The organism is Chryseobacterium joostei, assembly GCF_003815775.1.
GTDB classification, from domain to species: domain Bacteria; phylum Bacteroidota; class Bacteroidia; order Flavobacteriales; family Weeksellaceae; genus Chryseobacterium; species Chryseobacterium joostei.
Genome location: NZ_CP033926.1, coordinates 1,146,876 through 1,161,145 on the forward strand (window position 1 = coordinate 1,146,876; position 14,270 = coordinate 1,161,145).

Annotated in this window: 11 protein-coding genes; 2 read left to right on the forward strand and 9 right to left on the reverse strand. The window is 35.7% G+C overall.

The genetic code is table 11. The features are described 5' to 3' along the window. Positions 1 to 14: 14 nt before the first annotated feature. From EG359_RS05435 to EG359_RS05475, 9 genes are all read right to left on the reverse strand, one after another. The gene (locus EG359_RS05435) at positions 15 to 980 is read right to left on the reverse strand and encodes a WG repeat-containing protein (protein ID WP_076351212.1); all 966 of its coding nucleotides are present in this window, start codon (positions 978 to 980) and stop codon (positions 15 to 17) included. 50 nt (positions 981 to 1,030) lie between these two features. Continuing rightward, positions 1,031 to 2,458, reverse strand: coding sequence for an adenylosuccinate lyase (gene purB, locus EG359_RS05440; RefSeq protein WP_076351210.1), 1,428 nt, complete (start codon positions 2,456 to 2,458; stop codon positions 1,031 to 1,033). Between the two features lie 290 nt (positions 2,459 to 2,748). After that, positions 2,749 to 3,162, reverse strand: coding sequence for a hypothetical protein (locus tag EG359_RS05445; protein WP_076351208.1), 414 nt, complete (start codon positions 3,160 to 3,162; stop codon positions 2,749 to 2,751). A 225-nt stretch (positions 3,163 to 3,387) separates the two neighbouring features. Further along, on the reverse strand, positions 3,388 to 3,783 hold the full coding sequence (locus EG359_RS05450) for a hypothetical protein (RefSeq protein ID WP_076352067.1): 396 nt from the start codon (positions 3,781 to 3,783) through the stop codon (positions 3,388 to 3,390). Positions 3,784 to 3,879: 96 nt separating this feature from the next. Beyond that, the gene (bglX, locus tag EG359_RS05455) at positions 3,880 to 6,207 is read right to left on the reverse strand and encodes a beta-glucosidase BglX (RefSeq protein ID WP_076351206.1); all 2,328 of its coding nucleotides are present in this window, start codon (positions 6,205 to 6,207) and stop codon (positions 3,880 to 3,882) included. A gap of 25 nt (positions 6,208 to 6,232) precedes the next feature. Then, on the reverse strand, positions 6,233 to 6,934 hold the full coding sequence (locus EG359_RS05460) for a carboxylesterase family protein (protein WP_076351204.1): 702 nt from the start codon (positions 6,932 to 6,934) through the stop codon (positions 6,233 to 6,235). A gap of 157 nt (positions 6,935 to 7,091) precedes the next feature. Then, positions 7,092 to 8,483 (reverse strand): glucoamylase family protein, encoded by a 1,392-nt coding sequence (locus EG359_RS05465; protein WP_076351202.1) that lies wholly within the window; start codon positions 8,481 to 8,483, stop codon positions 7,092 to 7,094. A 74-nt stretch (positions 8,484 to 8,557) separates the two neighbouring features. Further along, positions 8,558 to 9,976 carry a RagB/SusD family nutrient uptake outer membrane protein gene (locus EG359_RS05470; protein ID WP_076351200.1) on the reverse strand — a complete coding sequence of 473 codons (1,419 nt, stop codon included), beginning with the start codon at positions 9,974 to 9,976 and terminating at the stop codon, positions 8,558 to 8,560. Between the two features lie 12 nt (positions 9,977 to 9,988). Continuing rightward, on the reverse strand, positions 9,989 to 12,811 hold the full coding sequence (locus EG359_RS05475) for a SusC/RagA family TonB-linked outer membrane protein (RefSeq protein WP_084180269.1): 2,823 nt from the start codon (positions 12,809 to 12,811) through the stop codon (positions 9,989 to 9,991). Between the two features lie 348 nt (positions 12,812 to 13,159). Between EG359_RS05475 and EG359_RS05480 the strand changes: the two genes are divergently transcribed. Next, entirely contained in the window at positions 13,160 to 13,831 is a 672-nt protein-coding gene (locus tag EG359_RS05480) for a DUF4197 family protein (protein ID WP_076351196.1), read from the forward strand. 40 nt (positions 13,832 to 13,871) lie between these two features. After that, positions 13,872 to 14,177 (forward strand): DUF493 family protein, encoded by a 306-nt coding sequence (locus tag EG359_RS05485; protein WP_076351194.1) that lies wholly within the window; start codon positions 13,872 to 13,874, stop codon positions 14,175 to 14,177. Positions 14,178 to 14,270 lie beyond the last annotated feature (93 nt).

The following is a 14,270-nucleotide window of genomic DNA, read 5'->3' on the forward strand; positions in this document are numbered from 1 at the left end:
GGTATGGGTTGTTATTAGTTGACAAATTTATTCGGATTATCCGGATGTTCTTTTTGAAATTGCTTGGCTTCTTTCGCTTCATTTTTCAACCATTCTTTAAAAGGAGTTTTTTTATCCTCTCCATCCAATGAATAGTATGTTTTGCCATCTTCTGAAACCAAAAACTTGTACTGGTAGGATAATGTTATATCTATTTTTCTATAATCATAGGTATTCACCTGATAATAGGGAAAATTCTCCTTTGGTTTTTCTACAATCTCAAAAAACAGTTTTTTCTGATCTTCAGACAGCTTATTGTAAAGATTGACATAATAAAGGTCTGAAAGCATTTTATTTTGTTTTTCAAAGAACTGCAGAATATCCTTTTCTTTTTGGTTGTATTGAAATGGATATGGGTAAAACTCCCCATTAATTTCTAAATCTTTTCCTGAGTGTCTTGCAAGAGGCTGAACTGTTTCTCCTTTGGCATTCATCACTCCCCATTTACCTCCTACCACTTCCTTATAGCCATCCTCTCCTTTTTTCCATTGGCATCCATCACAGAAAGAAGCATACCCAAAAATGAAGAATGTAGCAAAGTCATGATTGGGTTCAATAACGATTTTTCCATTTCTATCTGCAAAGCCTATCTTTCCGTTTTTTACAAATCGTCTAACGCCTTCAGAAAAATAGTCCGGACCATTGTCATATAAAAATGGGGTATAGAGAAAGTTTCCTTTTCTGTCATAGACATATCCCCAAGTATTTTCAACCCATTTTTCGTCTTTTTTCACTCCATCAAAAAGAATGGTTTCTCCTTGTACGGGATCTCCATCTTTAAGGTCTGAATAAATTTTAAATTGTGCCGGAATAATAATTTCTCCGGACTGTTTTTTTACTCCAACCAAGGAATCTTTGGATTTGAAATATACTAAGCCCTCCTTTTCCTGAGAAAAAGAAATCATCGGAATGAATAAAATGGTAATTAGCAGATATTTCATAAGAATTGAGGTGAAAAAAAATATGCAGCCCAAAAGACTGCATATCGTTTTTATACTTTAAGATCAGCTTCCAATCCTATTAAATCTTTATTCTGGTCCAGAATCGGCTGTACTTCATTTTTGATGAACTCTTCCGTCTGAATCGGTGCGAAACCGATAAAGTTTTTCGGATCTAAAACTTCTTTTAATTTTGATTTATCTAATTTTAAAGAATCATCGTTTAAGATTCTTTCGATAAGGTCGTTTTCTTTTCCTTCTTCCTTTACTTTCTTGGAAGCTTCCATAGAATGAACTCTGATCACTTCGTGAATTTCCTGACGGTCACCACCAGCCTTCACTTCTTCCATGATAATATATTCTGTTGCCATGAAAGGAAGTTCTTCTTCAATGTGCTTGTTGATTCTGTTTGGATATACTACAATTCCGTTCATAATATTGTTCCAGATCAATAAGATGGCATCCACTGCCAGAAACGCCTGTGGAATGGTTAATCTCTTGTTTGCAGAGTCATCCAGTGTTCTTTCAAACCACTGTGTAGAAGCTACCATTGCTGAACTTGTCGTTAAAGACATTACATATTTTGCCAATGCTCCAATTCTTTCACTTCTCATTGGGTTACGCTTGTATGCCATGGCAGATGAACCGATCTGGTTTTTCTCGAACGGTTCTTCAATTTCCTTAAGATTTTGAAGTAAACGTAAATCGTTTGTGAATTTGTGAGCAGACTGAGCAATGTTTCCTAATAAGGCAACAACCTTAGCATCAATTTTTCTGTCGTAGGTTTGTCCGGAAACTCCGAAAACTTTTTCAAAACCGAATCTTTTTGAAAGTTCTTTATCTAAGTGTTTTACTTTAGAATAATCACCATTGAAAAGCTCAAGGAAACTTGCAGCCGTTCCTGTAGTTCCTTTCACTCCTCTGAAACGAAGAGTTTCAAGGAAGAAATCAAGCTCTTCGATGTCAAGAACCAAACTCTGTAACCAAAGCGTAGCTCTCTTCCCCACCGTTGTTAACTGAGCTGGCTGAAAGTGAGTGAATCCTAAAGTTGGAAGATCTTTATATTGAATGGCAAAATCTGCCAAGTTCTTCATTACGTTAACTAACTTTTTCTTTAGAATTAAAAGTCCGTCACGAATTTGAATTAAATCTGTATTGTCTCCTACAAAAGCTGAAGTAGCTCCTAAGTGTATAATTCCCTTTGCTGATGGTGCCACATCTCCATAAGTATGAACGTGAGCCATTACATCATGACGGAATTTCTTTTCGTATTCTGCTGCTTTATCAAAATCGATATTTTCAGCATTAGCCTTTAATTCAGCGATTTGCTCGTCTGTAATTTCAAGACCCAGGTCTTTTTCGATCTCTGCTAAAGCGATCCAAAGCTTTCTCCAGGTACGGAATTTGTTATTATGTGAGAAATTAAACAACATTTCTTCACTGGAATAGCGCTCTTCCAATGGATTTTTGTAGGAATTCATTCTTTCTTTTACTTTTTAGATGTACAAAAATACGGTTTTTCAGTGAGAGATGAAAATCTTGCTTTTATGATTTTTGTAGTCTTTATTTTCTTTAGAGCCTATGAAAGCTTTCCTATTTTGAAGAGTTTATTAATCTCTATATTAAAAACGTTATATGCCCCTAAATATTTACAAATTCTAAAAAATATAAAAAATAAAGCCTGACCAATTCAGGCTTTTTTATGATTACTCACTGCTAAAAAACAAAAAAAAACATTCGTCTGAATGGCTTTTATATTTTAAGTTATGATTTACTGATAAATCACAACATCATCTTTTTTAATCTGGTAACCTGTTTTTTTATAAGGGACCAAAACATATGTTTCCTTAATATAGCTTCCACTTTTCCACATTTTGCTTTTCCCTTCTTTGCCCAGAATAATGCTTTTTGCATTTCCTTCCGGGATAAAAATTTCAGCCCTTTTCATATCCTTACTAAAAATAACAGCTGTCATTGAAGTAGAACTTTTATCCGAGTCCACTTCCTTTAATTTGATTTTCTGTTCAAAAACCTTTACACAAACATTCTTGATTTGTGAATACGTAAAACCTGCTGAAGCTCTGCACCCATGAACATCTACGTCACCTCCTACAATTGGAGATCTTTGCTGGGTAAAGGCTAAAGAACTAAGGAACACTGCTCCCAATAAAATAGTTTTTCTCATATTGAAATATTAATAGTTTGAGTTTTGAAAAATAACAACAGTAATAAGGCATTAGTTAAACCCAAGATACAAAAAACCTCTCATTTTGAGAGGTTTATAAATATATTTTTTAGTCCGGGAAATTTTCAGCGTGTTATATCCTCAAAATTGAGACTGCTTAACCCGTTAAAAACAAAGAGACCGCCTTAGCAGACGGTCTTCTATTGTATTTTATAAAATCTGGATTTACTGATAAATCACAACATTATCTTTCTTAAGCTGGTATCCGCTTTTTTTGTAAGGAACCAGTACATATCCATCTTTTTTCCAAGCTTTTGCTTTCCCTTTTCCTGCTCTGGTAAGAATTATACTTCTTTCCTCTGCATCCTTAACGAAAACCTCAGCTTTGTTCTTGTCTTTACTGAAAATAACGGCAGCAATATAATTTCCATTTGAAGCTACTTCTTTTAACTTTATTTTTTCTTCAAAAGTTCTTATACAGTCCTTTTTGATTTGAGAATAAGTATATCCTGCTGACCCAATACATCCGTGAGCATCTTTATCGCCACCTAATACATGTGTTTCTTGAGCGAATATTAAAGTACCAAGGAACATTGTGCTAAGTAAAATTGTTTTTTTCATGTTGTTTTCCATTATTATGATAACTACGCTGGGTATTATTAAAAATCATGCCAAAGAAAACATAAAACACATTTCTGTGAATAACTTTTCACCTATTTATTTTGTCCAGTTTATTTTTGAATGCTTTACATCATCAGAGCTAGTTCCAATCATAAGGTCAAAGTCTCCTGATTCCCAGTCATATTTCAATTCTCCGTTATAAAACTTCAAGTTTTCCGGAGTAATATCAAAGGTTACTTTCTTGGATTCTCCTTTTTTCAAAAATATTTTCTGGAAACCTTTTAATTCTTTTACCGGTCTTGTAATACTCCCAACCATATCTCTGATATACAGCTGAACCACTTCTGCTCCATCATAGTTTCCGGTATTGGTAACAGTAACAGATGCCTGAATAGCCTGATCTCCTTTTGGATTGGCATTGGAAACACTGATATCTGAGTAATTAAATTTGGTATAGCTTAATCCGTATCCGAATGAATATAGTGGCGTATTACATTCATCCATATAGTTTGAACGGAATCTTTGGTACTCACATTTATCAGTAAGTTTCTGATCTAGTGGACGGCCTGTATTTTTAGCATTATAATAGATAGGAACTTGTCCTAAGCTTCTTGGGAACGTCATTGGAAGCTTTCCTGAAGGGTTTACTTTTCCAAAAAGAACATCTGCCATAGCATTTCCTGCTTCTGAACCCGGGAACCATGCATTTAGAATGGCATCAGGAGTATCCTTCACATTGGTTAAAGCTAATGGACGTCCTGTGAAAAGAATCATCGCAATTGGCTTTCCTGTCTTTTTCAGCTCGTTTAGAAGATCTACCTGAGACTGAGGAATAGTGATTTCTGATCTTGATGAAGACTCTCCACTCATTTCAGCTGATTCTCCGATAGCTAAAACAATAACGTCTGCTTTATTAGCGATATCAACAGCTTCTTTTAATAATTCTTCTTTTGAACGGTTGTCTCTGTCTGTTTTTTTCCCGTGGGCCGCATAGATTTCTTCTAATTTTGCATTATAATCTATGTTTGCTCCTTTAGCAGAAAGGAATTTCACTTCTTTACCATAGTTAGCCTGAAGTCCCTGCATTAAGTTAACAGAAACGTTGTGCTTGGTAGCCACACTCCATGTTCCTGACATATTTATGGAATTATTAACCAATGGACCAATTACGGCTACTGTTCCTGATTTCTTCAATGGTAATACCTGATTTTCATTTTTCAGTAAAACCATTGACTGAGCGGCAACATTTCTTGCAATATTTCGGTTTTCCATACTGTACACTTCTTTCGCTGCTAATTTTGCATCACCGTGCTTGTATGGGTTATCAAATAATCCCAGGTCGTATTTTGCTTCAAGAACTCTCCTGGCTGCAGTGTCTATCTCAGCCTGTGTAACTTTTCCTTCGGATAAAGATTTTTTTAATGTTGTTAAAAATCCCTCACCCACCATATCCATATCCACACCTGCTTTCAAGGCTAAGGCAGAAACTTGCTGAAGATCTCCCATTCCGTGGTCAACCATTTCATTGATACCGGTATAATCGGTCACTACAAATCCTTTAAATTTCCATTGATTTCTCAATACTTCGGTCTGAAGCCATCTGTTTCCTGTTGCAGGAACTCCATCAACTTCATTGAAAGAAGCCATTACTGAAGCTACACCTGCATCAACAGCTGCTTTATAAGGTGGGAAATATTCGTTGAACATTCTCACATGGCTCATATCCACTGTATTATAATCTCTTCCTGATTCACCAGCTCCGTATAATGCAAAATGCTTTACGCAGGCTAATATATTTGTACCATTCGCAAGGTCTTTTCCTTGGTAACCATACACCATGTTTTTTGAGATTTCACTTCCAAGGTACGGATCTTCACCAGAACCCTCAGAAACTCTTCCCCATCGTGGTTCACGTGAGATATCAACCATTGGAGAAAACGTCCAGTTGATTCCGTCAGAAGCAGCTTCTTTTGCGGCAACTCTTGCTGACTGCTGTACCAGATTCATATCCCATGATGCAGCTAATCCTAAAGGAATTGGGAACGTAGTTTCATACCCATGGATAACGTCCATTCCAAAGATCATAGGAATTTTCAAACGGCTTTTCTCTATCGCCACTTTCTGAACAGCTTTGATTTTATCTGCTCCTTTTATATTGAATAGTCCTCCTACTAATCCTTGCTCTACCTTTTTGCCAATATCTGAACTTTGAGCCATTCCGGTTGTAAAATCTCCGGAAGTCGGAAGATTCAGCTGACCGATTTTTTCATCCAAGGTCATTTTAGATAAAAGATTATCTACAAAGGCTTTCTTTTTTGCCTGATATTGCGCAGTCTGATACGACTGTACGGGCTTGTCTACCATTTCCTGAGCGGAAAACACTGGCGAAAGTGCTATGGCTGCAAGTATAATTAACTTTTTCATAAATCTATCTTCTTAAATTATTGTTTTATTTTTCTTTCTTTTTCGACAACATCCATTCGTATAATTTAGGGTCCGAATAGGCTGAGTCCCATGAGTTATGATTATCATTCGGGAAAACTATCAATTCAGCCGTTGGATTTACGGGATGAAGTTTTTGATAAAATTTGAAAGCATTCTCCGGAAGAACAACATCATCCATCCCACCGTGAAATATTTTCATATTCAAATTCTTAAATTGATCAATATTAGCAGTCATAACCTGATCTGTTGGTGCACAAACTGAAGCTACAGCAGCAAACATTTCAGGATGTTCCATTGCCAGTTTCAATGTTCCCCATCCTCCCATTGAAAGTCCTGTGAGATAAATTCTGGAGACATCAATTTTATATTTTTTCTGAATTTCTTTAATCAAATTATAGATAGTTACTGTGTCCCACCAGCTACCTGCCGGACATTGAGGCGCCAAAATAGCCACCGGTTCCTTAATCAGGTTTTTATATGTGAAGGGGCTATGGGCTTTTACAGCTTCAAGATCATTCCCTCTCTCTCCTGAACCATGAAGAAAAACGATCAAAGGAACATTCCCTTTTGTTTTTTGTGGATAATCCAGAATATAGGAGATCTTTTCGGTTCTTTTAATTTCTTTGTTCAGCTCTGCTTTGATTTCCTGGGCATTCAGCGGTAAGGAAAAGAGAAGAAGTAAAAAGGGAATGTGCTTTAATTTCATATTGCTATTAGGTTTTAGCTAAAGTCCGTTTCTATTGAGTTTTATTCTCTCGCAGATTTTACAGATTAGGCAGATCATTGTTTGAACAAGAATCTACATCTTCAGTTATATCAGAGAGCTTTAATTATATTTTGAATTGTTACTATACGCAGAACAATTACTTTATTCCATATTTGGAGGATTGAAAGCTTAATTTCTTTAATCCTTGTTGAATTTCCGGAGCATTCATGAATAACTTCCAAAGAAATCCGGTTCTGTAGTTTTCAACCATTGGAGCTATTGTTCCCTGATCGATAGCCAGATATCTTGGAGTAAACCAATTATTGTAATTGATGGAAGTTGCATCATAAGGTCCTGCCGAACCAATGAATTCTGGCTTTTGAGTGTACATAAATCTTAGGAAATCCATGGATTCTTTTGGGGTATATGGGAAGCTGCTCAAGGCTGCTGTAGGAGTTATTACTCCATTATCATTTCCAGGCATGTGAGCCGTATAGCCTGTGCTTCCGTCTTCATTTCTGGTATATCCTGCTGTTAGTCCCCAATAGTTAGGTCCATAACCTTTCCATTGTTTTGGATTTTCAACACAGTATTTATAGTCAATAAGGGTTTGATTTTTATTGATATCAAAGTAATTTTTCACTAATTTATCTGATAATCCTGTCGGATCAAGACCAATATAGGAGTATTGTGCCCAGAACAATGGGCCGCCATATTCTTCGGCATAATTATGTTTTACATACAGAGGTAGTCCGTATTTTGTTTTGTCTGTAAGGTAGGTTCCGTTTCTGGTCCAACCTTTATAATAGGTTTCAGCATCTATAGAATGAGTAGGTGAAGATGCTGCCAGAATATAAGTGATTAAGCATTCATTATATCCTTCAAGAGGAAAGTTCATTTCCCATTGATATTCCGGTGACCAGTGCCAGTAAAGGACTTTTTCACCGCCTTTTGTGTACCAGTTCCATTGAATTCCTTTCCAAAGTTCATCACATTTTCCGGCTAAAGCTTTTTCTTCTGCGTTTCCGTTTTTAAAATATTCACGGACCATCAGTATTCCTGAGGTAAGAAATGCGGTTTCTACAAGGTCCCCACCGTTATCTTTTTTTCCGAAAGGAACTGTTTTTCCAGTTTCTCCGTTGATCCAATGCGGCCAAGCTCCTTTGTGACGATCTGCCTTTGCAAGAAAATCCATAATATGGGTAAGCCTCTTCACGGCTTCTTTTCTTGGAACAAATCCTCTTTCTACCCCAACCAGTATGGTTGCCAGTCCAAATCCTGAGCCTCCTGTTGTAACAACATGCTTGTCATTATCCGGATAGATATTATCTTCATGATAACGCTCTCTTCCCAGCATTGAGTTTGGTTCAGCATAATCCCAGAAATATTTTAGTGCATCTTTCTGTACTTTGTCCATCATCTGTTCATCGGTAATATTACTTTTAACAGTTTTATTTTGGGTAGTTTCCGGTTTATAAACCTGAGCATTTTTACAGGAATAGGTAAAAAATAAAGAGGTTACGGCAATTGAAAGTACGGTCCTTTTCATTAGTATCATTGGTTTACTGGTTAATAAAGTTAGAGGAGAATTTTCACTCTCCTCTAAGCTTATGATAAGTTATTTTAGTATCCAGGGTTTTGTGTAAATACACCGGCACTTTCAGTTATTGCATCAAAAGGAATTGGGAACAATTCGTTTTTCCCGACTTTGAATCCATAAGGAGCAAGTACCGTAGCAGCCTGTCCTGTTCTTACTAAGTCTACAAAACGATCACCTTCCATAGCAAGCTCTACTCTACGTTCATTCCAAATTGCTGTTCTCAGAGCACCTTGCGTTGAAGCTGTAGTTCCTGCCAACTTTGCTCTGGTTCTAACTCTATCAAGATTCGTAATAGCTGCAGCGGTATTACCTAATTCATTAGCTGCTTCTGCATTAATCAGAAGAATCTCTGCAAATCTTAATATTCTGATATTCTGAATAGATCCATAACCGCAAGCACTCTTATTCAAAGCTTTTGGTACATATACTTTTTGGTTATAAGTAGTCACAGATTGTGCATCACCCATCGCAATTAAATCACCTTCAGGAGTAGTTTCCCCGTTTCTAAGTATAGTAAGTTCTTTTCTGATATCACCAGGTTCAAACGCACTTTCAAGAGCACTTGATGGTGTAAAGAAGCCCCAGCCAAACTGATCTCTTACTCCCTGTACTTCAGCATACTGACTTCCCTTGAATGGAGGTATACAGTCACAGTTTACTTCAAAAACGGATTCTTTTCCAAATTCTCCTGCCGGTCTGAATACATGATTAAAATCCGGATCTAGATCATACCCCATACTCATTACCTGATTAGAAGTATCATATGCTTTTTTCCAATCTTTTTTATAGAGATATACTTTTGAAAGTAAACCTAATGCAGCTCCTTTCGTTACTCTACCCAACTCTGAAGCAGGATAAGTCTGAGGTAGAATTTCTGCTGCACTGGTAAGATCAGAAATAATAAAATTATAAACTTCTTCTACTGAATTTCTAGGAATTTTATAGTTGGACTGAAGTCCATCAAAAATAGGAACTCCACCATATATTCTTACTAGATTAAAATAAATGTAAGCCCTCAGCATTTTTGCTTCTGCAACCAGTCTTGTTCTTAATGCAGAATCCATATCAATTTTTGGAACATTCGTAATCACCTGATTACAACTGTTTACAGCCTGCCACTGCCCAATCCAGTATCCTCTTACTCCCTCATCACTAACGGTGTAGGTAAAGTTATCATATACATTAATAAAAGAAGCATCTCCTGGGTTAGACCCTTTAACAACGTCATCTGCCGGTACTCCAAATACAAACTGGTATGGGAAAGCAGAGTTATCCCAACTTCTCAGAAAGCTATAGATAGCATTGGTTGCCTGCATAGCATCCTCCTGGGTTTTGAAAAATGCTGAAGCCTCCGTATATCCTTCTTGCTTTATATCTAAATAATCATCTTTACAGCTTGCTGCCAATGAAAATAATGCGATTGATAAAATTATCTTTTTCATAACTGTTTCTTATTAAAATGTTAAGTTCATACCAACAGTATAAATTGCTGAAATTGGATAAATGTTATTATCCACACCCATTTGTACTCTGTCTGTATTCATGATTTCTGGTGAAAATCCTTTGTATTTAAAACTTGTCCAAGGATTCTGAGCACTTACATATAATCTTAGTTTTGTAATAGACATAGATTTTGCAAATGACTGAGGTAAATTATATCCTACCTGAATATTTCTGATTCTGATATAACTTCCATCTTCTACGTAAAAACTATTGGGTGCAATGATAGCTTGATTGTTGGTTGCCATCGGATAAGTATTAGATGTTCCCTCACCATGCCATCTGTTATTATAGAAATCTAAATCCCAGCTTTCATTTCCATAACGCTGCTCTCTGTTGAAATTATAAATTTTGTTCCCAAAAACACCTTGAAAATCAATAGCAAAATCAAAGTCATATACATTCAAATTAACACCAAACCCATAAGTTCCTTTGGGAATAGGACTTCCCAAAAATGTTTTATCTCTAACATCAATCACACCATTTCCGTCAAGATCTGCAAATTTAAACCCTCCGGCTTGTGCCCCATTCTGAACTGCCCACGCATCTACTTCTGCCTGATTCTGGAAAATCCCCTCTACCTGATATCCATAATATGAACCAACGGCCTGACCTTCTTGTAGTCTTATGATTGAATTACCATATAAGCTGGCTCCTGCATTCAAATAAGATCCGTTGAAAACAGAAGTAATCTTATTCTTCAAAGTGGTCATATTTCCATAAATCCCAATTTTCACATGATCACTGATATTAGTATCATAACTAACAGAAAACTCTAATCCTTTATTATTAAAAGAGTATGCATTGGTAATATAGTTGTTCCAGTTAGCAGCACCGGAAACCATTCCCTGAACGATACCATATACTACATCCTTAGTATCTTTATCAAAATAAGTAGCATCAACTTTCAACTTGTTATTGAACAGTGCCATTTCTAATCCAAAATCTTTTCCTATTGTTGTTTCCCAACCAATGTTTGGATCAATAACATAATCGATGGTCTGAGCAGGATATCCGGTATTTCCGTAATATGCTCCGGCTTCAATAATACTTGTATTTAAGGTATATGCTCTCTGAACATCTGGATTTCCAAGTTTACCCCAGCTCGCTCTTAATTTTAAAAGATTAAAAACATTCTGCTCACTCATGAAGTTTTCTTTGGAAACAACCCATCCTGCACTAACAGCCGGGAATACACGGTATCTGTCATTCGCTGAATACTTAGAAGTACCATCTCTACGAATAGATGCATTTACTAAATATTTTCCACCATAATCATAATTAAGTCTTCCGAAAAAGGATTCTATTCTATCCTGATATGGTATAACATTTCTTTCTTTTGTATCAAAACCAGTCCTGTAGATATCAGTTCCATTAGAAATATCCAGAGAAGTATTGTTACCATTATAGTTAACATTCAAAGCTTCTGCATAGGCCTGGGAATAAGAGTTTCTTGTTCTGGAAAAACCTGCCATCAATTCTAGGTTATGTTTTCCAAAATCTTTTTTCCAGCTTAATGTATTATCCCAAATATAATTTCTGGTTCTGGAATCTCTTGTTATTAATTTACTTGGCTTTTGATCAGCAACAGGAACATAACCAAATGTTGGAGTATACTCGTATTTATTCGAATTAATATTATCAGAGCTATAGCTTACTCTTAAAGTAAAATCTTTTAAGAATTTATATTCCCCCCAAATGTTATTCAACAATCTCTGTTCTCTAGTCTGAGATCTGAACAAATCCATTTTTGCTCTGGAATTAGGAACTTTAGCCAATGTAAAATATTGGTAATCTCCTGTAGCAGGGTTAATTGGTGCATAAACAGGAGGAGATGAGTAAGCATCCAATAATGTATTATTTACATGATCTGTACGCATCTTTGAAAAAGTGAAATTATTCCCGATTGTGACATTATCGGTTATCTTATAACTAAGATTTACCTTAGTTGTAAACCTGTTAAAGCCACTACCTGAATTAATCCCCTGTCCTGCAGCTAAATTCCCTTCGTCCTGAAGATTTCCTGCACTTACATAATAATTTAATTTTCCAAGATTTCCTGAAGCAGAAATATCATTAGAATTAATGATACTTGTTCTTAAAATCTCCTTGAACCAATCCGTATCTGCAGGAAAAGAAGCTCTGCTTAAAAACACAGGATCTTTTGCTTTATCATTGATTAGTTTCTCATTATATAATTGTAGATACTGATCTGAATTAACCATTTTAGGAACATTAGTTACCGTCTTAATCCCTAAATAGGAGTTAAAATTGAAAACCGGCTTTTTGCCTCTTCCTGTTTTGGTTTTAATAATCACCGCACCATTCGATGCTCTTGCACCATAAATTGCCAAACTCGATGGATCTTTCAGAACACTCATGGATTCAATATCCTGAGGGCTTAAGAAAGAGATATCATCTGTAATCATACCATCAACAATAAAAACAGTTTTACCTGTTAAAGAACTGATCCCCCTGATATCCACCCTAGGTGAAGCACCCGGTGCTCCGGAATTTAGTACCTGGACTCCAGATAGTCTTCCTTGGATAGAGCTAATGGGGTTGGCATTAGGTTTATTTGCTAAATCTTTAGCAGAAACGATCCCGATACTTCCGGTCACGTTTTCTTTTTTCTGAGACCCATATCCAATCAAAACTACTTCTTCGATTTTCTGCTCTTTTGCAGCAGTATCTTTAGGAGTAGTCTGGGCATTGACATTCATACCAAAGTATAGAACGGCAATGAGACATGAGTACTTTAAATTACTTTGTTTCATATAGTTTCAATTTTATTCGTACAATCAATTTATATTAATGTTTCATTTTGAAGCAATTTATTTTCTCAAAAGAAGACATTAGCCAAAAATATAAAAAAAACTGTATCATGTTAAAATATCTTAAAAATTTAAAAACAACTATATTTTATTACACAAAAACACACAATAAATCATTATAAACAAATAATAATGTAAAATAATTATCAATTCACAAACATATCTCTAATAAAGAAATAAGATTTTTAACCAAAAAAATCACCAAATGACACTCCAACATTTAATATTTTGTTAAATAGATAATAGTATTTACCTTTGGTGCAGTTTTTGAAAAAAGCAATAAAAAGATCAATGAAAAAATATATCGTTGCAGCCGCTCTTATTATAGGAACCGGTGCTGTTATTACCACTACGGTACAATCCTGTACAACTCTGGCTACTTCAGATATGGGACTTTCCATTATCAAAAAAATGCTGCTTAATGGCATTGATAAAGGAATGGGAGTATACACCAACAAGGAAGCCTTTTTACAGAACAATATGGTAGATAAGGCCCTTCCAAAACAACTTAGAGAAATCAACTCTATGCTGGAAAAAATTGCTCCGTCATTGGTAGCCAAGGAAAGAGATTATATTGCACAGGCGGCAGCTTATACTGTAAACACTTCAAGACCTATATTACAAGGTGCCGTAAACAGTTTAAATGCTCAGGATGTAACCCGAATCATTCAGGGAACTACAGCAACACAAATTCTGAAAGAGAAAACGTCTCAACAGCTTATTGCAGCCATTGCTCCAAAAGTGGATGAGAAGCTAAATGAATACGGAATTGTGAAAACAATTAATACAGCCTTATCCGGAAGTAATTTTCTGGGAAGTCTCCTGGGGGGAAATCAAAATACTGTGAATGCAGGCGGACTAAGCCAGCTTGCTTCTGAACAACTGGTAAGTGGACTCTTCAATATTATAGAAGATTATGAACACGAGAACTCCAAATCCCTATTAGGACCATTTGGGAAATAAAAAAAATTTCGTTATATTTATATTATATTAATAATTGCAGATGGATATATTACAAGGAAATCAACACGCCAGTCCTGAAGATTTCTATAAATCTTTAAAGGAAAAATTGGAAGATCATCATGATTTTCCAGAGGATTATTTATTCAAATTTATTATCCCTACAGACCAGGCAAAACTTACTGAAATTTATGGGGTTTTTGATGGCATCAAATTTACATTGGGAAATCGCGAAAGCAAAAATGGAAAATATACAGCCTGTAACATCAATGCATTTGTATTGGATGCTAATCAGGTAGTGAGTATTTATAAAGAAGTAGCAAAAATAGAAGGCGTTATTCTATTGTAGAAAGCCAAAAGACTGTCAATGATATGACAGTCTTTTTTATTCTCAGCTTCTGAAGTTTAATGGAAATAGACTTTACAATATTATTTCTAATAA

Excerpts from the sequence above, each read along its gene's own strand:
- EG359_RS05435 (WP_076351212.1), bottom strand. The coding sequence starts at position 980 with ATGAAATATCTGCTAATTACCATTTTATTCATTCCGATGATTTCTTTT.
- EG359_RS05450 (WP_076352067.1), bottom strand. The coding sequence starts at position 3,783 with ATGAAAAAAACAATTTTACTTAGCACAATGTTCCTTGGTACTTTAATA.
- EG359_RS05475 (WP_084180269.1), bottom strand. The coding sequence starts at position 12,811 with ATGAAACAAAGTAATTTAAAGTACTCATGTCTCATTGCCGTTCTATAC.
- EG359_RS05465 (WP_076351202.1), bottom strand. The coding sequence starts at position 8,483 with ATGAAAAGGACCGTACTTTCAATTGCCGTAACCTCTTTATTTTTTACC.
- EG359_RS05485 (WP_076351194.1), top strand. The coding sequence starts at position 13,872 with ATGGATATATTACAAGGAAATCAACACGCCAGTCCTGAAGATTTCTAT.
- bglX (WP_076351206.1), bottom strand. The coding sequence starts at position 6,207 with ATGAAAAAGTTAATTATACTTGCAGCCATAGCACTTTCGCCAGTGTTT.
- EG359_RS05480 (WP_076351196.1), top strand. The coding sequence starts at position 13,160 with ATGAAAAAATATATCGTTGCAGCCGCTCTTATTATAGGAACCGGTGCT.
- purB (WP_076351210.1), bottom strand. The coding sequence starts at position 2,458 with ATGAATTCCTACAAAAATCCATTGGAAGAGCGCTATTCCAGTGAAGAA.
- EG359_RS05445 (WP_076351208.1), bottom strand. The coding sequence starts at position 3,162 with ATGAGAAAAACTATTTTATTGGGAGCAGTGTTCCTTAGTTCTTTAGCC.
- EG359_RS05460 (WP_076351204.1), bottom strand. The coding sequence starts at position 6,934 with ATGAAATTAAAGCACATTCCCTTTTTACTTCTTCTCTTTTCCTTACCG.
- EG359_RS05470 (WP_076351200.1), bottom strand. The coding sequence starts at position 9,976 with ATGAAAAAGATAATTTTATCAATCGCATTATTTTCATTGGCAGCAAGC.